Raw genomic sequence first — 20,151 nt, 5'->3', positions numbered from 1 at the left:
ATCTTCAAAAAATTTTAAAAGTCATTAACCTTTGTCAGACTTAGCTTGTAGCGCTATATTCTTGTTTGTTATTAGCTCTTTTTTCTCGTTTAAAATACTTTTTTTTCATAAGGGGATCGGTAGAACCGGATTAATTAATATTCCTACCTTTGCACCTAATTCCAAAAAGAGCTTGACTTTCTCTTCCAACTTAGAAATTCTGTCTGTTTTCGACTTAATTTCTACAACCAAATCTGGTACTAACTGGGCAAAATCTCGCACCGTGCGTTTTAATCTTTGCGCCGCTACAAAAGACACATCAGGAGCACGTAAATCTGTATTCGGCATAATAAACCCACCACTTGAGTCAAATATCCGCCCAAGTTGACGAGGTTTTACCCAATTACCCAGCAATCTAATCAATTCAGCGCCAATTTCACTAGATTCAATATCTGACGGCCCCATAATTAGAATATTTCCTTCTTGCAGTTCTATTTGGTAGTCCTGCTGTTCTTCCTGTAGCTTTTGTTGTAATCTTTCTACATCTTGAATAGTTAGATTCATAAAATTTTCCAGGTAGGTTTACCTTCAAGTCATTTTATCGTTGATTCTCAAATTTAAGTTGAGCTAGCAATGGCCCTTATAAAACCTTCTATACAGAAACTATTTCTAAATGCTGGACTAGGAATTATCAAAAAAATTGATGGTTGTAGAGAAGCTATACCTTTGCTTCTCTACATTACTCATCACGCCAATTAGCCTTTAGTAGCTAATTCACGGTTGGATGTGTAGTAAACTTTACTACCAGCATCAGGAACAAAATGACAGCTCACGCCGGAACGCCACAGCGACTTCCAAACTGGTTCCTCAGATTTGCGGAAGTATTCACCCATAATAGGTTTAATCGCCTCAGTCGCCTTCAGCAAATTGTAGTGAGGGATGTTCAAAAATATGTGGTGAGCTACATGAGTACCAATATCGTGATGGATATGATTGATCAAACCATAATTGCGGTCAATACTAGAAATCGCGCCTTTGAGAAAAGTCCAATCTTCTCCACGATACCAGGGGATATCTTGCTCAGTATGATGCAGAAATGTCACCAAATCTAGCCAGATAATAAACACAATGTATGGTGCGGCGTAATATTTCAGCAACCACATCAAACCCCATTGATAGGTGAGGAAAGCTAGCAAACCTACCATACAAGTACAGAGTACAGTGCTGGTAATGACATCCCATTTTTCTGATGGCTTGAAAAGCGAGCTACTAGGTAAAAAGTGAGAGCCTTCTTTATTGGGAGAACGCTTAAACAAATACACTGGATAGGCTAATAAGAAAGCATAGTATCGACCTATCTTTTGTACTAAAGGCATTTCCTTATACTGCGATTCTGTCACAGGATACCAGCTTTCATCATTATCAATATTGCCAGTATTTTTGTGGTGAGTTCTATGACTAATCCGCCAACCATGATAAGGAACTAGTATCGGTGTGTGAGAAAGATGTCCAATCAAATCATTCAGCCATTTATGCTTAGAAAAAGATTGGTGTCCGCAGTCATGTCCAACTACAAACAAAGCCCAAAACATCGTTCCTTGCATTAACCAGAAAATCGGAAAGAAAGCCCAAGAATCCAGATAATAAGCGACTGCATAAAGCAGACCAATAATCAAGATGTCACGAAAGAAATAAAACAGTGATTTAGTGACATTGGGTTGAAAGCATTCAGCGGGGATTGCAGCTTTCAAATCCTGAAGAGTAAAAGGTAGATTTGTTGAATCCTCAGACAGTTCATAGTTCTGAGAATTGTTGAAATTGATGATATTTGATTGCACTTGATTCTTTAATTTGAGAGAAATCAGAACCTGATTTTGAGGCAAGATAGTCTCACCTATGCGATGTCTATGACACTAGTTCTTGTTAACACACAAGAGCGATATCTGGCAATTTACTCAACAATTATAAGTAAAGAATTGCCAGAATCTATTTAAATTTCAGCACTATAAATGCTCCCTTTAGTTCAGGAGCATGAGTTTGCTCAAAGCAAAACTGCTTACAATCGATTTTATTGCTTTGAGTAATATTCGTTGAAAGTCTTATAGCCGACATCAGTTTTGTACAACTGACACTGGTCTGTAATCTGCTTCATTAAAGACCAAGAAAATCGACATTCATTATGCAAATAAGGCTCCCAATTCTTCTTGATGCTGCTATAAGCTAGCCTCAAATTATAAGAAGGAATAGCAGTAGAAATGTGATGGGGAACGTGGACATTGATATCGTGGCAAAGAAATTCCACCCAACGGGGGTAATCACAGTGAATTGTGCCAAATAGCTGTGCTATGCCCTCACTCCACTTATCGGCTGCCACAAAAGGAACATCTTCAGATGTATGGTGAACAATAGTAAAAGTACTCATCCAAAAATGGTAGACCAGCCAGGGCATCAGCCAAAATTTGACAAATCCCCAAATACCAGTTGTGGCAATTAGAATAGGGAAAGCGATCGCAGCAAATAGAACTACTACAGCCACAGAAAGCTTAATACTTGATTGGTCTTTAGTCTTGAAATTGCGCCAATCAAAATGCACAACTGCCCAATGTCCAATGGAACCTAACCACCAGAGGCGTTTACGCATGAACAACTTAAAGGCAGATTGTCGAGTTTTATCCCAACCTTCAAAAACTTCTGGTCTAATTGGATGCCAGGCGTTGTCTTCATCCAGCTTGTTGGTATGAGTATGGTGATAATTATGCTTTATGCGCCAACTATGAAAGGGGTAAATTAACGGCATCATGAAAAAGTGCCCCACTAAATCATTTACCCAGCGACGTTTGGCAAATGAGCGATGACCACAATCATGACCAATTACAAAAAAACCTGTTAAAGCAGTGCCCGTAAAAATCCAAGCAAGGGGCAAGAAAAACCAAGGTGTGATTGTCAGAATATAGTAGCCTAAGCCAACCGCAAAAACACTACTAAGTGCTTGTGTCCAAGCTTTACGACGGTTATGCTGAAAACACTCTCGTGGCAAACTTTTGACAATATCTTTGAGCCTTAGATCAGAATTACCAAGGTCATCACTTAGTTTTTGGTTGTTAATTATTGATGTAGTCATGAACACCTTAAAAACAACAAACTCCTCCACCAAGTCACCAAGTAAAGTGGCTTGCCGCAAAGTTTCTTAACATTAGCGCTTAGGATTATAGCAATTTAATGTATCCAAGCACACTTATAAGTAGCTTTTTGAAGTCAATTTGAATTGGCGAATGGATATTAACGACATAGAAAAAGTCAAGAGTCAAGGATCAAGAAACTTTTGACTCTTGACCCTTGACTTATTGCCTTTTATCTGCAAGTTTCACATTAGTAGCTAGACCAAGTACTTGCAGCAATTGAACTGTCATCCAAGTTAAATCGATTTCCCACCATTCCAGCCCATGACGAGCTGAGTATTGAAAAGCATGGTGGTTATTATGCCAGCCTTCACCGAAAACTAGTACGGCTACCCACCAACAGTTAGTCGATCTATCACCAGAATCATAGCTGCGATAGCCAAATTTATGAGTGGCGCTGTTCACCAACCAAGTGCAATGGTAAACCCAGACAATCCGAACAAAAATACCCCAAACAACGAACGGCCAGCCACCTAGGAGCAACAGCAATACACCCAGAGCAACCTGGATCAAAATGAAATATTTTTCTAAAAACTGATAAACTGAGTCTTCGGCAATATCTTTGGTGAAACGAGGAACATCAGCGTGAGCGGGACAATAATGAATCAGCCAACCCATGTGGCTCCACCAAAAACCTTTATTGGAATCATGGGGATCAGGGTCAGTATCAGAGTTTAAATGATGAATGCGATGTGTCCCTATCCACTCAATTGGGCCTCCTTGACAGGAGAGTGTTCCGAAGAAAACTAGGAGATACTCTAGCCACTTGGGAGTTTGAAAACTGCGGTGGGTGACAAGGCGGTGAAATCCCAGAGTCACGCCTAAACCACCAGTCACCCAGTACAGCAAGAAACCCACACCGACTGCCGTCCAGCTAAAGTTACCAGGAACAAAGGCAAACAAAGCGCCGATGTGCAGACCAATGAAAAACAAGGTATTAACCCAGTTAATTTGAGGTTTAGTTGAAGTAGCGATTGTCATGCAGAAACCTGAATTGGAATTGTTCAACCGAGGAAAGCGGGATCAGAAAATCCCCATATCTATAATTTTTTGTGAACGAGGAAATTAATGAACAGTTTGGAACAGGTGCGGCAAGCAGAGCTGGCACTGTTAGAAATTTTTTCTGTAATTGACACTCAGGTCAAGCATAATCTTAAACGAGTACTGGATGCATTTCGTAATCACCGTGTAGGTACACATCATTTTGCTGGTGTATCTGGTTACGGTCATGATGATTTAGGCCGAGAAACTTTAGATCAAGTTTTTGCTGAAATAATGGGTTCCCAAGCAGCCACAGTGCGGGTGCAGTTCGTTTCAGGAACTCATGCGATCGCTTGTGCCTTATTTGGTGTACTCCGTCCTGGAGATGAAATGTTAGCAGTGGTCGGTTCTCCCTACGATACGCTTGAAGAAGTCATTGGTTTACGGGGTCAAGGTCAAGGCTCCCTTATCGAGTTTGGCATAAATTACCGTCAATTAGAGCTAACCTTGGACGGAACAGTAGATTGGCAAGCTTTAAGCACTAGCGTGGCTGATAAAACTCGTTTAGTGTTAATTCAGCGTTCTTGTGGCTATTCTTGGCGTCCTAGTTTATCAATTGCCGATATTGAAAAAATCGTTCACTTAGTTAAACAGCAAAACCCCAACACCATTTGCTTTGTGGATAACTGCTATGGCGAATTTATCGAAACCAGGGAACCCACTACTGTCGGCGCTGATTTGATGGCAGGGTCTTTGATTAAAAATCCTGGTGGCACTATTGTTAATGCTGGCGGTTACGTCGCTGGTCGAGCTGACTTAGTAGAAGCAGCTGCTTGCCGCCTTACTGCTCCTGGTATTGGTAGTTATGGCGGTGCTACCTTTGACCAAAATCGTCTTCTCTTCCAAGGTCTATTTCTGGCTCCGCAAATGGTAGGAGAAGCAATGAAGGGCACGTACCTCACTGGTTATATATTTGACAAACTCGGTTATCCAGTGAATCCTGCACCATTGGCTCCTCGTGGGGATGTGATCCAGGCTATTAAACTTGGTTCTGCCGAAAAATTAATTGCTTTCTGTAAAGTCATTCAACAGCATTCTCCTGTTGGTTCCTACCTTGACCCGGTTCCAGATGAAATGCCAGGGTACGACAGCCAAGTAGTTATGGCTGGAGGGACTTTTATTGAGGGGAGTACCTTAGAATTTTCAGCCGATGGGCCTTTACGTGAGCCTTATGTGGTTTATTGCCAAGGGGGGACTCATTGGACTCATGTGGCGATCGCATTAGAGGCAGCAATAGAAGCGGTAGGGAGTGCTTAGGAATAGCTCACCCAGAGGCAAGGCAGTGCGTTGGGTGGGTTCCCCAACTTGAACCGACTGCCACATCCTCTTCTATTCTGGTAACTTATATTGCTCAACAATACGCTTGGCATACTCTGGAACATGCTTTTCTAATTTCTCTGGGTGATTCCGCTTCACATATAAATAATTGCGGGTGAAGTGGGAATCAATAGAAAACCGGGCATATTCTAGACCTTTGGGGCCGATTTTTTCGATTACCACACCCATCAGTTTTGCTGCCCACATGGGTAGAGTAACACCTTTGTCGTAGGCGGGGATGCTTTGTTGTACAGCTTCTTTACGGTTTCCTTTGGACATCACTGGTTGGGTGTCTAATTGGTCTTTTACCAAGTCCAGCATTTCCTTACCTGTGTTATTTCTAACTACAATCCATTGCCAACCGAAGGGTGCGCCCATATAGCCGACGACTAAATCTGCTAACGAGTTGACGTAATCAAAGCAACTCATACAGGATGGGGCAAAGACATCTTTGAGTTGGTTGGTTTTTAAGCCAAAGAAAGGTACGGTTTCTGTTGAGCCATCCTCATGTTTGAAGTGAACCCGGAAGTCTTGCATGAATTCGTAATGCACTACTGTCTCAGGCGATCGGCTAGTTGTTTCTAAGAACTTTTGCAGTCCGGCACGATGAACATTATCTACACAAGGTGTACCCAAAACATAAAGCTTTTCTAGACCAAGTTGTTTTTCTACAGCTCGTAATGCCTGAATTTGGCAACCAACACCAATTACTAATAGCCGCTTCATCCCCGATTTTTCAACCTGTTCCAACACGGAAAGATTAGGCGAAAGTGTTGGTTTATTTACTCGTGCTGCTAGTATTTCTTCGGGGGTACGGGCAATGACTGGCATAGGTTGAAAGCGGTCTTCTTTAGTGTTTTGCACGCAGACAACACCTTCAACTAGTCCGTGATTGAGCATTTCAATGGCAATGCTGCTGACAATACCCGTCCACTGTGCGCCTGGGATGGGTTGCTGTTTTTGCGCTGCCATCATATCTTGGTGAACCCCGAAGTAGAGTTCATCGGGGTTGTCGAGATTGCGCGATCGCGTGTGCGCTTTTTCTTCAAGTTCACCTATCTGCTGATTGATGAAGGCACAGGCTTCCTTGACATAGTGAATATAGTATGTGTCACACAGTCCGCACTCACTACAGAGTTCTTTCGCAGGGCGACGGCTGGTGGGTTTTAAAGCTTTGGCTTTTTTATGCTTGCTAGAATCAACAGAAGTCATATAAATGTTTGTCTTATACAGGAATCACTTTTACTACAATACCTTCAGACGTTATGAGCTTTACAATAGAACTTTTCTTTAACCTTGCCTTCCTTAAAATCTCACCCTAGCCCTAAAAATAATCATGTCTGGACAGGAAATAGGATGGGCTAATAGCTAAGGTATTTTGAATGCGGCTATAAACATACAGCAGTTAGCATTTTCATGAATCATACGTAGAGACGTTACATGTAGAGACGTTACATGTAACGTCTCTACAGGGTTTCGGGTTTTATGTACTTCATATACCTGAAATCTGCTGTAAAGAATCGTGGGACGCACGATCTAAAAGCTCAAATTATGTCCTCATTGAGGAGTCTTTGAGAAGCCTACACTTACTCGTCAGAGAGGTGTAGGTACGTCACGGAAATATCGCTAACTCAGTTTCAGGGTCAAAAAAGTGAATTTTACCGGGACTCAGCGATAACCACAATTGCTCACCAATATGCACTAATCGGTCTGGTGGTACTCGCACTTGCAGGTAATTGCCTGTATTGGCATCAGAACCTGGTTCGGCAAGTCTAACAGCAAGAAAAGTATCATTACCTAGGTTTTCCACCATATCTACTTGCACTGGTAGATTTCTGGTAGCAGGCGCACTCAAGCTCAAGTGTTCTGGGCGAATTCCTAAAATTAAGGTTTGCCCATCGTATTTTTGCAGAGCTTTTCCCCAAACTTCTGGGAGTGTAAACCGAAACTGAGAATGAGTAATTAACAAAGGAGCATGAAACTCCATAGGAATAAAATTCATCGGCGGTGAGCCAATGAACTCTGCCACAAAACGGTTAGCAGGGTGGTTGTAAAGTTCCAATGGCGCAGCAACTTGTTGAATCTTTCCCTCAGACATAATTGCGATGCGATCGCCCATTGTCATCGCTTCTGTTTGATCGTGGGTGACGTAAATCGTCGTTGTCCCTAAATGGCGTTGTAATTTCACAATTTGGGCGCGGGTTTCTGCACGCAGTTTGGCATCTAAGTTAGAAAGTGGTTCATCCATTAAAAACACTTGGGGATTACGCGCGATCGCCCGTCCTAATGCAACTCGTTGTCTTTGCCCTCCAGAAAGCTGTTTGGGTAAGCGATTCAACAAGGTTTCAATTTGCAACAATTGAGCTACATTACGCACTTGCTCATTCACCACTCGTTCTTTGTCAGAAATGTAGCGGAGTCCTTTAGGCAACTTTCTGGTTACGCCCACAAGTAAATTTTCTGGCCATTTGGCAATTCTTTCCTCCCCTGCTCCCTTTCCTCCTGCACGTCGGCGCAGTCCAAAAGCGATGTTGTCGTATACCGTCATGTGCGGATAGAGGGCGTAGTTTTGAAACACCATTGCGATGTCTCGTTCTTTGGGTGGTAAGTCATTAATCAAGCGATCGCCTACCCAAATATTGCCGCCAGTCATCACTTCCAACCCAGCGATTAACCGCAAAAGGGTGCTTTTTCCACAACCAGAAGGCCCCACCAGCACCATAAATTCCCCATCTGCGATCGTCAGATTAATCCGCCGCAAGACATTGACGCTTTCTGCACGTTCTCGCGCTGCATCAGTCTCCTCCCCATGCTTGAGTGGGAGTTGGGTTGGTGAGGCAACATTTTCCCCTTTGCGCGAGGGGAAACTTTTATAAACGTTTTCTAAAATAACTTGCGTCACGAGTGTTAGTTAAGAGTCAAGGGTCAATGGTCATAAACTTGAAACAAAAGACAAAGGACAGTTTAGCGCCCATAATACACGTTCCCTGTAAATACGAAAAATAAAAAGCAAACTACCCTAGATTTTAGGGCTGTCAAAAGGTGTTGTGATGACTACCTATGTACTGACAATCCTTCTCAAGAATCAAGCGTTAACCCTGCCCATGACATTGTAGACGTAGAAACCACAGATTGTTGCATTGGTAGGTGGAGGGCCAGCAGGAGCAGTAACTTGCGCCGAGTATTTTTTCTGTTTATAATGGTACAATTATACTAGTCCATGCAGAATTCAATGCTCATCTTAGTCAAGCGAAAGTAGAGAGTAGCATCTTAAATGCTGTTCAAAGCGATCGCTTGGCTTTTATGCTAGAACTAACTCTAATAAAGAGTTCATATAGAAAATTGATTGCCGAAATATTAAAACCCCCTCTTTCTCACATTTTTTTACTCAGTACTTTTGACAGTCAGGAGAAATTTTAATGAACAGCTGTGTTTTGATGGCGGAAATTATTCAAGAACCGCAACTCCGCTATACAGCGGATAACTTGGGAGTCACGGAGATGCTGGTGCAGTTTCCGAATTCTCAGCGCACAGAAGACCAATTAGCTACTTTGAAAGTTGTCGGCTGGGGAAATTTAGCAACAGAAATACAGCAAAACTACCACCAAGGCGATCGCGTTATCCTGGTAGGACGTTTAAGTATGAATACTATTGATCGTCCAGAAGGTTTTAAAGAAAAACGTGCTGAATTGACAGTGCAACAAATTCAATCTGTAGGTGGTAGTTTCAGTACTGATCCATTACCTTCAGCAAATATAACTCCATCATTTACAGATTCCCTACGGCAACCATCCTCAGAGGTGTCCTCTCCAGCCGCAGTTCCCAGTTATGAGTCACCACGTCCTATTGCTACTCCAGCTACAAGTACTGTTGGCGTCGCCCAAGTAACAAAGTCAGAACCCATATCTCAGCCCACAAATTACGAGCGACCCACCTATCAACCAGAGAAGGAAGAAGACCCTAATCAGGACGACATCCCATTTTAAAATTTGTAGTTAAGCATGTATTCAAGTTGTTAACAATACTTAGCTGAAAGCATTACGATTAGACAATTTCCACAAGTAGCCATCCTTTAGGATGTGCTATTTTTTTCATTGAATCTGAACAATGGCAAATTCAAGCAAAATTGATGAAGCTGAGTAGGAGATAGTGCGATCGCTCCAAAATCTTTCTTCTCATAGTTAATAGGCGATGCACTAGTACTACTTTTCTGTCATTAATGGTGTTGTGTAAACACTGGAACTCTAATCAGAAAGAATACCACGACACGATTATGATTGTGGTTAAGGTGTAAGCAGCAAAAAACTGCTAAGGATTACAAAAGCTAAATTTATCCATGTAGGATTAAAAGTACTGTTAAAATCCAAATAATTTTTCAGACAAAATTCATACCCAACTCCTATGAGAGAAACTGTCCTAGAGGTTCGCAATCTACAAGTTGAATTTTCCAGTGATGGCAACATTGCCAAAGCTGTGGATGGTATTTCGTTTCAGCTACATCGAGGTGAAACTCTAGGAATAGTAGGAGAATCGGGGAGTGGAAAATCAGTGACAGCTTTAGCTGTGATGGGTTTGTTGCAGAGTCCTGGTAGAATTACTGGCGGTGAAATCTGGTTTCGTGCTCAAGAGAATTCTAACCCAATCGATTTGGTGAAATTGCCTCCTGAGCAAATGCAGTTGCACCGAGGTGGCGACATCGCCATGATTTTTCAAGAACCGATGAGTTCGCTCAATCCAGTTTATGATATCGGGTTTCAGCTAACAGAAGCGATTATGCGGCATCAAAATGTCTCAGTCGCCCAAGCCAGACAAATTGCGATCGCAGGTCTGCAAGAGGTAAAATTACTGCCTAGCGATGAGCAGATACAGCAGGAGTATATTGAAACCTGGAATCAAACCAACCCAAATTCATCTAAGCTAGATGTGTCCAAATTGGCAAAGTTGGTTAAGGAACACAAACAAGCAATGCTGGAACGCTACCCCCATCAACTCTCTGGGGGTCAATTACAGCGGGTAATGATTGCAATGGCGATTTCCTGCAACCCACTAGTATTAATTGCTGATGAACCAACCACAGCCTTGGATGTAACTGTGCAAGCAACAATTCTGGAGTTGATGCGAGAATTGCAGCAAAGTCGCAACATGGCAATGATTTTTATCACTCACGACTTGGGATTAATTTCGGAAATCGCTGAGGAAGTAGCAGTGATGTATAGAGGTAAAGTTGTAGAATACAACACTGCGGAGCAAATTTTTAGCAATTCCCAGCATCCATATACTAAAGGTTTAGTAGCTTGCCGTCCTACACTCAATCGCCGTCCCCAAAGACTACTGACCGTTTCTGACTACATGAGTGCAGAGGAGACAGCAACAGGACAGTTAGTAATTCAAGCCAAAGAACCCCCACAACCTCCAGAATTTTCTCACGAAGAAATTGCTACAAGATTAGCGAATCTCAACGAACAGCAACCCCTACTACAAATCCGCAACCTCAAGGTTGGTTTTCCGGTGCGCGGCGTATTTGGTGGTACAAAACGCTACACTATGGCAGTTAATGGCGTTTCCTTTGATGTCAAACCGGGGGAAACACTAGGATTAGTGGGAGAATCTGGTTGTGGCAAAACCACCCTTGGCAGAACTTTGCTGCGATTAATCGAACCAATGAGTGGTCAGATTATCTTTGAGAAGCAAGATATTACTACTCTCAAAGGAGAAACGTTGCAGAAACTGCGGCGGGAAATGCAAATAATCTTTCAAAATCCCTTTAGTTCGCTTGATCCACGCATGAAGGTTGGCGACGCAGTGATGGAACCGTTGTTAATTCACGCTGTTGGTAAGACAAAGCGACAACGACAAGAACGCGTAGCAGAACTTTTAGAACGGGTAGGGTTGAGTGCAGATGCGATTAACCGTTATCCTCACCAGTTTTCTGGCGGTCAACGCCAGCGGATTTGTATTGCTCGTTCCTTGGCTTTAAATCCCAAATTTATTATCTGTGATGAATCAGTTTCAGCGCTAGATGTTTCAGTACAGGCGCAAGTATTGAATCTGCTAAAAGAATTGCAGAAAGATTTTCAACTCACTTATATCTTCATTTCTCACGATTTAAGTGTAGTGAAATTTATGAGCGATCGCATTTTAGTAATGAATCACGGTCAAATTGTCGAACAAGGAACAGCCGAAAGTATTTACCTAGAACCCAAAGAGGAATACACCCGAAAATTAATTGCTGCGATTCCTACTGGTAGTCCCGAACGTGTGCGAAATCGGCATTTACGGGCGTTATAAAAAGCGATGGAATGTTTGTGGAAATGCATGAAGTAAATTCATCCTATCATGCCTAATTTCCATTGATAGAATACTCAACATAACGAGGGTTGTCCATCCGCGTAAAAGCATCTATTATTTCCATCTTCGTCATAATAGAAAATTCCCCCTAGTTTTGCTCCGTTGCTTTCTTCGATTGGAGCGTTATTAAACATAATAATTCTTCAAATAGCAAATCGGGAAAACCTGTGTAAGTGTGAGCGACCCATGATTTAAAACTCTCACGCTCAAGTGTCACAGAAAATATAGCAGTTGCCACATAGATTAGGACATAAATTCATCATTTAACCCTGATACCAAGGGACTTTCAAGCCTATTCCCTGTTCCCTACTATACATAATAATAAACCTTGAAATCAGCACTAGTAAGTTCGTCTACTGCTGCTAAATTTCCTTTTCCCTATGTTTAGTCACAAAATTGCCTTGCGATTGTCTTGTTTTCTTGTGTTGACATCAATGTACATTACTTTATAAGTTCTAAATGTTTGAATAAGTGTTTGAATAATGGTTCATACCAATATCAAAATTTTTCATGTAGGCAATAAAATTAAGTACTGGACTAAGAAATAAATCAAAATAATGTTGCTTGAGTATGAGATACATTTTTCAAAAAATATTTCTTTGGATAGTAGAGTTACCGCCTTAAAAAGCAAGATGGTTAGCGGTAGGAGGTTAAAATAGCCCATTACTAATTACGAATTAATATTATGAGTAGTCTGAAGCTTTCGGAAAAACAAGCCCTAGAAAAAGAACGCAACGAAGTCTTGCAACAGTTAGAAGATTGGCTAGAAATTCCAATGCTGGTGCTGGGCTTTGTATGGCTAGCACTATTCATGATTGAGATCATCTGGGGGTTAAACCCTTTACTGGAAGCCATTAGTATCACTATTTGGATTATTTTTATATTAGATTTTCTACTTAAACTAGCGATCGCTCCTCATAAACCTTCTTATATCAAAAGCAACTGGCTAACAGCTATTTCTCTATTTTTGCCTGCGCTGCGTACTTTTCGGATTATCCGAGTCATAAAAATACTCCGAACAGTACGAGCTGTGCGAGGGCTACAACTGTTGCGAGTCATGACTCGTGCTAACCGAGGGATGCGGGTTCTCTCAGCCAGTGTGAACCGTCGAGGCTTTGGTTATGTTGTGGCATTAACAACGATCGTTACTGTAATAGGAGCAGCAGGGATGTATACATTTGAAAACGAAGTTCCTGTTGAAACTGGGCTGCATAACTACGGCACTGCTTTATGGTGGACAGCAATGCTAATGACAACGATGGGTTCTGAGTATTGGCCCAAAACGCCTGAAGGTCGAGTACTTTGTTTTTTCTTAGCGTTATATGCGTTTGCCGTGTTTGGCTATGTTACTGCAACTCTGGCGACGTTTTTTATTGGTCGTGATGCCGATGATGATGAAGCAGAGTTAGCCGGAGCGAAATCGATTCAAGTGCTTCAGGGTGAAATCGCAGCATTGCGAGAGGAAATTCAAGAATTATTGCATCAGAATTCACAGCGTTGACGTTAGTAAAAATTAATTAGTGAGGAAACTACATGAATGCAGCAATCTCCACTGCTTGGGACAAGGTTCAAAGCATGATCAATGGTTTCATCGCTTTGCTACCGAACATTGTCTTAGCGTTAATTGTCTTCATCTTATTTTTGTTTGTTGCTAGCAAAATTAAGGCACTGGTTAAGCGGTTAACTCGCAACCGTCGCTCCGCCCGGAATTTGGGATTAGTGCTAGGGAGGTTAGCCCAAGGGCTAACAATTTTGATTGGGTTGTTTATTGCCCTTTCCATTGTGATTCCTACATTTAGAGCAGGTGATTTGGTGCAACTTTTGGGAATTAGCGGTGTTGCAATTGGTTTTGCTTTCCGCGATATTCTGCAAAACTTCTTAGCTGGAATTTTAATTCTGCTGACTGAACCTTTTCAAATTGATGATCAAATTGTTTTTAAAGACTTTGAGGGAACTGTTGAAAATATCGAGACACGCGCAACAACAATCAGAACCTATGACGGTCGGCGAATTGTGATTCCTAACTCGGAATTATTTATCAATTCTGTCACGGTGAATACTGCCTTTGACAACCGCCGATTAGAGTACGATGTCGGCATTGGCTACGGCGACGACATTGACCTAGCTAAGCAGTTAATGCTAGACGCAATGCATAGTGTAAATGAAGTTTTAAAAGATCCGGCTCCTGATGTACTGGTAATGGAACTAGCCGGAAGCAGTGTAAACATCCGTGTGCGTTGGTGGATTCATCCACCACGACGAATAGACGATTTGCAATCACGGGACAAGGTGATTACAGCAATTAAGAAAAAGCTCGTTGCAAACGGCATCGATTTGCCCTTCCCAACACAACAAATTCTGTTTCACGACCAGACCGAAGAGACAGATGGAAACCGCTCTCGTCAGCGTGAAGGTTGGCCATCTGGTAAAGGTGAAGTACCAAAACCTCGCCGGATCAGCGATTCACTTCTTTTACTTGCTCAAGAGCGTTTCTCACAAGATGGCAACAATAAGGTAGATTCTAAAATTAACGAACAATGAGAAACGTCAAATTAAGCAAACTTTGGGATCAGATCCACTCAAGTTACTGGTTCATACCAGCAGTCATGGCAGTAGTAGCTACTGCTTTAGCTTTCGTCATGCTCAGTCTTGACCGCACAGACAAGGTGGAAATTGATTATTGGTGGATATACACTGGTGGAGCAGATGGAGCGCGATCGCTACTGGGAACTGTTGCAGGTTCGATGATCAGCGTTGCTGCTACAGCTTTTTCAATTACAATCGTGGCGCTTCAGCTTGCTGCTTCCAACTTTGGTCCCCGCCTACTGCGTAATTTTATGCAGGATACGGGTAATCAAATTGTACTTGGTACATTCATCGGTACGTTCATCTACTGCTTACTCGTACTGCGGACGATTCATGGAGAAGGAGATGGATACGAACAGTTTGTACCACAACTTTCGGTTACAGTCGGCACTTTACTGGCAATTATTAGTATTGGTGTATTGATTTATTTTATCCATCATGCTTCAACAATAATTCAGGCATCTCATGTAATCCAAAATGTTAGTGAAGATTTACATTCAGCAATTGAGCGGCTATTTCCAGAAAAAATTGGGTGTGGTGAATCAGAAGATAGCCTTGGAGTTGAAGAAATTCCAATGTCTTTTGAAGAAGAAGCTTTACCAATTCGAGCTAATGGCACTGGTTATTTACAAGCGATCGATGATGAAGAATTGATAGAAATTGCTTGTAAACATAATTTGCTAGTACGCCTTCAGACTCGACCGGGAAAATTTTTGGTTCAAGGTGGCGATTTAGTCTTAGTTTTTCCTGGTGAAAAAGTAAATAAAAAACTTACCAAACAAATCAATGATGCCTTTATTTTAGGTAAAGAACGTACAGAGCAACAGGATGTAGAGTTTCCAATTGATCAATTAGTAGAAATTGCTCTGCGTGCCATTTCCCCTGGAATAAATGATCCATTTACTGCTATTCGCTGTATTGACCGAATTAGCGCTGGATTGTGCCACTTAGTTCAAAGAAATTTCCCTTCATCCTACCGCTACGATAACAAGAACAGATTACGCATAATCGCCGAGGGAGTAGATTTTCAAGGATTGGTTGACCGTGCTTTTAACCAAATTCGGCAGTATGCAAAGTCGGATGCAGGAGTAACTATTAGGTTGTTAGAAACTATAGCTACTATTGCCATCTACACAAATAATAGTAAATACTGTAAAGCCCTACGACATCATGCTGAGAAGATTTTGCAGGATAGTCATGAGGGGCTATCACAAGAACAAGACCGCAAAGACGTACAACAAAGGTATCACACCGTCATTAAAGCTTTAGACTGCAACGGTGCTATTAAAAATTGGGATTAATCAGAAAAAAAGCTTTTCCTAAGTAACACTTTTGTATTGGTTATATATATGAAAACTATAAATTGGCGAGGATATCGAGTTATCGCGTGGGTAGGACAAGCTCTACTAGCAATTTTTGTTATAGCCGCAGCAGTTCAAGGTAAGTGGTCAAATGCCTTGGGTCTCGCTTTTTTCCTTGTTGTATCGTTTGTGTTTGTCATTCGAGATGATAAGTTACCCACCTTATTTGATTTTCTATTTGTCTTGGCGGCTTTGCTAAATGCTACTGGTTGGGTATGGAATTTATTTGGTATGCCAGGCCCCTATGACGAGATTGTTCATGCTTATACAACTTTTGCAATTACCCTCGCACTGAGTTTTTTAGTCTATAGTTCAATGCTGAATATATTTCGGAATCATACACTTTTATATCTGGTGACAATTACCAGTTTTGGGATTGCTATATATTGCACCCAACTGAGAACCGCTATATTCCAAATTCCATCATGTCCATTCCCAACACAAGGTTTAAGGCGGCATTGAAGTTAGAGCAGTCTTTCTGCTATCCTCAGCTTGGCCGATCGCGATCGCGGATTTTTCCCAATTTCGTCTTCTTGAGCAATAATTGGCTTTTTTGTCAAGACTTTTAATATAGGTGAATTTCTTAAACTATGTTTCACCGGGCGGTCTTCCAGACTGTGGAAACTGATAATCGCAATTTTGCCACTGGGGATAAGCGCGTTTGGTGCTTGATCTAGAAAAGTTTCTAAAGAATTTAACTCGTCATTTACGACAATTCGTAAAGCTTGAAAAACGCGAGTAGCCGGGTGAATTCTACCATAACGGTATTTAGGCGGAACAGAAGAAGCGATCGCCTCTGCCAGATCAACAGTCGTGTTAAATGGTCGTCTTTCCACAATGCGTCTAGCAATACGCCGCGATAGTCGTTCCTCGCCGTATTTAAAGAAAATATCTGCTAATTGGGCTTCATCCCAAGTATTAATTACATCAGCTGCGGTTAGTGCTTGTCGCCTATCCATCCGCATATCCAGACTTGCGGCCTGGCGAAAGCTAAAACCCCGTTCCGGCTGATCTAAATGGTAAGAACTCACCCCTAAATCAGCGAGAATACCATCGAAAGTGTTACAAGGAAACTGGTAAGCAGCAAAGTTAGTAAGGATAAATTGTACGCGTTCTCCATACTCAGCCAAGTACTTCTGCGCCGCCGCTAAAGCATCCTCATCTTGGTCAATTGCGGTTACACGCACATCCGCAGCAGCTTCTAAAATCAGACGAGTGTGACCACCACCGCCTACCGTCGCATCTAAATAATGCCCGCCTGGACGCACCGCCAAACCTGCAACTACCTCCCGACTCAACACAGGCAGATGAAAAAATTCCTGCGTCTCAAGTCCTTGATATCGAGCTTCCATATAATAATTGAAGAAGTGCAACAAAATGAAATATCAAGTAAAATCCCTCCTCTGTCCTCCTATCTCCAACATACCCCTGTATGAGCAATACATGTAGACGCCACCAACACTTGCTTTAACTCTCAAAGAGCAACGCAGTGTCCTTCCAAAGGGAGTTTACTCTAAGAATATTGCACCTACAGTCTTTACTTTAGATTGGCAGACACGATAAATCGGGTCTGGTTGGCATCTTGGTTCACCAGCGCCGTAGGCGCTAGTGAACCCGAAGGGCGGTTCAATTCAAAATTTTCACAACGGGAGAACACTAAATCTATGGCCAGACTAGAAACCCGCACTGAACCCATGGTGTTGAATATGGGGCCACACCATCCCTCAATGCACGGGGTTCTGCGGCTAATTGTCACCCTGGATGGCGAGGATGTCATTGACTGTGAACCAGTCATTGGCTACTTGCACCGGGGAATGGAAAAAATTGCTGAGAACCGCACCACAATTATGTACGTCCCCTACGTTAGTCGGTGGGACTACGCTGCGGGAATGTTTAATGAAGCCGTCACTGTCAACGCTCCAGAACAACTGGCGGGTGTCGCTGTTCCCAAACGTGCCAGCTACATCCGCGTCATCATGCTGGAGTTGAACCGCATTGCTAACCACTTACTGTGGTTTGGCCCGTTCCTTGCTGACGTGGGCGCTCAAACTCCCTTCTTTTACCAATTTCGGGAACGGGAGATGATTTATGATTTATGGGAAGCTGCCACGGGTTATCGGATGGTCAACAACAACTACTTCCGCGTTGGCGGTGTAGCAGCTGATTTGCCTTATGGTTGGGTAGATAAGTGTTTGGAATTTTGCGACTACTTGATACCCAAAGTTGATGAGTACGAACGCTTAGTGACCGATAACCCCATCTTCCGGCGTCGTGTTGAAGGTATTGGTACCATCACCCGTGAAGAAGCGATTAATTGGGGACTTTCTGGCCCCATGTTACGCGCTTCTGGAGTGAAGTGGGATCTGCGGAAAGTTGACCACTACGAGTGCTACGACGACTTCGACTGGGATGTGCAGTGGGAAACTGCTGGTGATTGCTTTGCTCGTTACGTAGTGCGAATGCGGGAAATGCGCGAATCTGTGAAGATTATTTACCAAGCTATCAAAGGACTTCCCGGTGGCCCTTACGAAAACTTGGAAGCCAAGCGCTTAGCCGCAGGGAAAAAATCAGAGTGGGATGCATTTGATTACCAATTTATTGGCAAGAAAGTTTCTCCCTCCTTTAAGATTCCCAAGGGTGAAATCTACTCCCGTGTAGAAAGCGGTAAAGGTGAACTGGGAATTTATCTAGTTGGTGATGATAACGTCTTCCCCTTACGGTGGAAGATTCGCCCAGCTGATTTCAATAACCTCCAGATTCTCCCTCATTTACTGCGAGGAATGAAGGTCGCAGATATCGTGGTTATTCTCGGCAGTATTGATGTGATCATGGGATCTGTAGATAGATAACCATCATTGGATGGGCGATGCCCATCCAATAATTCTCGGTTAAGCTCTACATGGTATTCAGCAAGTAGGATGCGCTCTTGAACAACATCAGGACTTACGCAACTGGCATATTATTTTAAGTTCGTAGTAAGGACTTTAGTCCTTATTTTGAGGACTAAAGTCCTCACTACAAACAAAAAATTGAGATTTTTGTGACACTTGCGTAAGTCCTGAACATAACGCATCCTACTGAACTTAAAACTTCAAGATTAGAACTCGGAATTTCAAGCTTAGAACTTGAAACTTGAAGCTTAGAACTTGAAATTTCAAGATTAAAACTCGGAATTTCAAGATTAGAACTTGAAACTTGAAGCTTAAAACTCAGAACTTTAAAATTAGAACTTGGAACTTTAAGCTTAGAACTTAAAACTTTAAGATTAAAACTTGCAACTTCGAGATCATAACTCGGAACTTTGAGCTTTTAGGGTGGGCATTGTAATGCCTACTACTATGATTTACAGCAAATTTCAGGTACATGAAGTACATAAATAAAACCCGAAACCCTGTAGAGACGTTACATGTAACGTCTCTACGTATGATTCATGAAAATGCTAAGTGCTGTATCACTGAGGCAGGATTGATTAGGTTCTAAGCGATGTTCTACACTGAGCGCACAGATTGGTTTACCAGTTCTTGAATCTGCTTTGGGGTCAATTCCTGCACATTACTCAAAACCACTGCGGCTCCAGCTGCTGTTAGTGTCTGAGCATACGCATCACCTCGCGCTGCTGTTTCCTGGACGTGTGGCGGTAATACTCCTACAGCAATCCAAGTACGAGAAGAATCTAACTCCCGTGCTTTCTGTACGGTATACATATCAGCTACTGTATCGCCTATGTATATGATCGCTGATGTTTTAGCAAGTCCATTCTCCAACAGACGAACAGTGGCTAAAAGTCCAGTGGGGTCTGGTTTACCTGGTGCATCCTCCATCGCAATTAACACTGGGAACTGTAAACCAAGGCGTTTTTCCAAAACATAGTTAGCAGAAGCACGAGTCGCACCACTAAAAAATCCCCAAGCAACCCCAGCTTGTGTCAGTTGCTCCAAGTAGCTAAGTTGTAACAATAAGGGTTCATTACAGATGTACCCTGTCCAATTGTCAGGGTTAGAGCCTCGGTAACGGGATTGAAAAAAGGTCACAATCTCGTTGTAGTCGAGTTGCAGTTGCTCGCGTGTTTGTCCTTGAGTTTCAAAGTAACGGTAAATTAATTCCTGGGATGCTTCCCAATCATTATTCCAAATGCCTTCGGATTTCAACTGATCAATATCTAGTGGTGTTGGACGATACGCTGGGGTAGTAAAGTATTCTACGGTATCTGCGATCGCTCGTCGATAAGAGCCACTGACATCGCGGACAACACCATCAATATCGAAAACCGCGATCGCTTTTGTTTGTTCAGTCATAGAATTGGGCATGGGGCATGGGGCATGGGGCATGGGCGGTCTCTT

15 protein-coding genes and 1 pseudogene are annotated in these 20,151 nt (G+C 42.4%); 8 read left to right on the top strand and 8 right to left on the bottom strand.

Annotated features, from left to right (window positions below; all coding sequences use genetic code 11):
* Positions 1-126: 126 nt before the first annotated feature.
* The 4 genes and pseudogenes from IQ246_RS20820 to IQ246_RS20805 all read right to left on the bottom strand — a co-directional run.
* Positions 127-543, bottom strand: a pseudogene (locus IQ246_RS20820) (Uma2 family endonuclease); the annotation flags it as partial.
* Positions 544-734: 191 nt separating this feature from the next.
* Positions 735-1,817: a fatty acid desaturase gene (locus IQ246_RS20815; RefSeq protein WP_194005239.1), complete on the bottom strand. Its 1,083-nt coding sequence runs from the start codon at positions 1,815-1,817 to the stop codon at positions 735-737.
* A 230-nt stretch (positions 1,818-2,047) separates the two neighbouring features.
* A complete protein-coding gene (locus IQ246_RS20810; protein ID WP_194005237.1) occupies positions 2,048-3,100 on the bottom strand; it encodes a fatty acid desaturase in 1,053 nt (350 codons plus the stop codon).
* Between the two features lie 220 nt (positions 3,101-3,320).
* The gene (locus IQ246_RS20805) at positions 3,321-4,139 is read right to left on the bottom strand and encodes an acyl-CoA desaturase (RefSeq protein ID WP_194005236.1); all 819 of its coding nucleotides are present in this window, start codon (positions 4,137-4,139) and stop codon (positions 3,321-3,323) included.
* 87 nt (positions 4,140-4,226) lie between these two features.
* Here IQ246_RS20805 and IQ246_RS20800 point away from each other — a divergent pair, with 87 nt between their 5' ends.
* Positions 4,227-5,456, top strand: coding sequence for a methionine gamma-lyase family protein (locus IQ246_RS20800; RefSeq protein WP_194005235.1), 1,230 nt, complete (start codon positions 4,227-4,229; stop codon positions 5,454-5,456).
* Between the two features lie 72 nt (positions 5,457-5,528).
* Here the strand turns inward: IQ246_RS20800 and IQ246_RS20795 are convergent, their stop codons facing one another.
* On the bottom strand, positions 5,529-6,728 hold the full coding sequence (locus tag IQ246_RS20795; RefSeq protein WP_194005234.1) for a Coenzyme F420 hydrogenase/dehydrogenase, beta subunit C-terminal domain: 1,200 nt from the start codon (positions 6,726-6,728) through the stop codon (positions 5,529-5,531).
* A 400-nt stretch (positions 6,729-7,128) separates the two neighbouring features.
* The gene (locus IQ246_RS20790) at positions 7,129-8,418 is read right to left on the bottom strand and encodes an ABC transporter ATP-binding protein (RefSeq protein ID WP_194005233.1); all 1,290 of its coding nucleotides are present in this window, start codon (positions 8,416-8,418) and stop codon (positions 7,129-7,131) included.
* Positions 8,419-8,935: 517 nt separating this feature from the next.
* On the opposite strand from IQ246_RS20790, the gene IQ246_RS20785 reads away from it, so the two are divergent.
* The 6 genes from IQ246_RS20785 to IQ246_RS20760 all read left to right on the top strand — a co-directional run bounded on the left by IQ246_RS20785 (position 8,936) and on the right by IQ246_RS20760 (position 16,273).
* Positions 8,936-9,502, top strand: coding sequence for a single-stranded DNA-binding protein (locus tag IQ246_RS20785; protein ID WP_194005232.1), 567 nt, complete (start codon positions 8,936-8,938; stop codon positions 9,500-9,502).
* Between the two features lie 415 nt (positions 9,503-9,917).
* Positions 9,918-11,804, top strand: a complete 1,887-nt coding sequence (locus tag IQ246_RS20780) for an ABC transporter ATP-binding protein (protein ID WP_194005231.1) — start codon at positions 9,918-9,920, stop codon at positions 11,802-11,804.
* A gap of 745 nt (positions 11,805-12,549) precedes the next feature.
* Complete coding sequence (locus tag IQ246_RS20775; protein ID WP_194005230.1) at positions 12,550-13,365, top strand: potassium channel family protein; 816 nt, start codon at positions 12,550-12,552, stop codon at positions 13,363-13,365.
* 32 nt (positions 13,366-13,397) lie between these two features.
* Complete coding sequence (locus IQ246_RS20770; protein ID WP_194005229.1) at positions 13,398-14,405, top strand: mechanosensitive ion channel family protein; 1,008 nt, start codon at positions 13,398-13,400, stop codon at positions 14,403-14,405.
* Entirely contained in the window at positions 14,402-15,751 is a 1,350-nt protein-coding gene (locus tag IQ246_RS20765; RefSeq protein WP_194005228.1) for a DUF2254 domain-containing protein, read from the top strand. Before IQ246_RS20770 ends, IQ246_RS20765 begins: the two co-directional genes overlap by 4 nt.
* A 48-nt stretch (positions 15,752-15,799) precedes the next feature.
* Positions 15,800-16,273: a hypothetical protein gene (locus tag IQ246_RS20760; protein ID WP_244142103.1), complete on the top strand. Its 474-nt coding sequence runs from the start codon at positions 15,800-15,802 to the stop codon at positions 16,271-16,273.
* A 2-nt stretch (positions 16,274-16,275) separates the two neighbouring features.
* On the opposite strand, the gene rsmH is transcribed toward IQ246_RS20760, so the two are convergent.
* Positions 16,276-17,163, bottom strand: coding sequence for a 16S rRNA (cytosine(1402)-N(4))-methyltransferase RsmH (gene rsmH, locus IQ246_RS20755; protein ID WP_194005227.1), 888 nt, complete (start codon positions 17,161-17,163; stop codon positions 16,276-16,278).
* A 312-nt stretch (positions 17,164-17,475) separates the two neighbouring features.
* On the opposite strand from rsmH, the gene IQ246_RS20750 reads away from it, so the two are divergent.
* Complete coding sequence (locus IQ246_RS20750; RefSeq protein WP_194005226.1) at positions 17,476-18,660, top strand: NAD(P)H-quinone oxidoreductase subunit H; 1,185 nt, start codon at positions 17,476-17,478, stop codon at positions 18,658-18,660.
* Between the two features lie 639 nt (positions 18,661-19,299).
* Here the strand turns inward: IQ246_RS20750 and IQ246_RS20745 are convergent.
* Entirely contained in the window at positions 19,300-20,106 is an 807-nt protein-coding gene (locus tag IQ246_RS20745; protein WP_194005238.1) for a TIGR01548 family HAD-type hydrolase, read from the bottom strand.
* Between the last annotated feature and the right edge of the window lie 45 nt (positions 20,107-20,151).

It is taken from the genome of aff. Roholtiella sp. LEGE 12411, from assembly GCF_015206995.1.
In the GTDB taxonomy this organism is placed as follows: Bacteria; Cyanobacteriota; Cyanobacteriia; order Cyanobacteriales; family Nostocaceae; genus Komarekiella.
The sequence above is the reverse complement of the archived record's forward strand: the minus strand, read 5'-3'. Positions and strand labels throughout refer to the sequence as shown.

Coding starts and splice junctions, on each gene's coding strand:
- IQ246_RS20765 (WP_194005228.1), top strand. CDS start 14,402: ATGAGAAACGTCAAATTAAGCAAACTTTGGGATCAGATCCACTCAAGT.
- IQ246_RS20800 (WP_194005235.1), top strand. CDS start 4,227: ATGAACAGTTTGGAACAGGTGCGGCAAGCAGAGCTGGCACTGTTAGAA.
- rsmH (WP_194005227.1), bottom strand. CDS start 17,163: ATGGAAGCTCGATATCAAGGACTTGAGACGCAGGAATTTTTTCATCTG.
- IQ246_RS20750 (WP_194005226.1), top strand. CDS start 17,476: ATGGCCAGACTAGAAACCCGCACTGAACCCATGGTGTTGAATATGGGG.
- IQ246_RS20770 (WP_194005229.1), top strand. CDS start 13,398: ATGAATGCAGCAATCTCCACTGCTTGGGACAAGGTTCAAAGCATGATC.
- IQ246_RS20745 (WP_194005238.1), bottom strand. CDS start 20,106: ATGACTGAACAAACAAAAGCGATCGCGGTTTTCGATATTGATGGTGTT.
- IQ246_RS20805 (WP_194005236.1), bottom strand. CDS start 4,139: ATGACAATCGCTACTTCAACTAAACCTCAAATTAACTGGGTTAATACC.
- IQ246_RS20780 (WP_194005231.1), top strand. CDS start 9,918: ATGAGAGAAACTGTCCTAGAGGTTCGCAATCTACAAGTTGAATTTTCC.
- IQ246_RS20810 (WP_194005237.1), bottom strand. CDS start 3,100: ATGACTACATCAATAATTAACAACCAAAAACTAAGTGATGACCTTGGT.
- IQ246_RS20760 (WP_244142103.1), top strand. CDS start 15,800: ATGAAAACTATAAATTGGCGAGGATATCGAGTTATCGCGTGGGTAGGA.
- IQ246_RS20795 (WP_194005234.1), bottom strand. CDS start 6,728: ATGACTTCTGTTGATTCTAGCAAGCATAAAAAAGCCAAAGCTTTAAAA.
- IQ246_RS20785 (WP_194005232.1), top strand. CDS start 8,936: ATGAACAGCTGTGTTTTGATGGCGGAAATTATTCAAGAACCGCAACTC.
- IQ246_RS20775 (WP_194005230.1), top strand. CDS start 12,550: ATGAGTAGTCTGAAGCTTTCGGAAAAACAAGCCCTAGAAAAAGAACGC.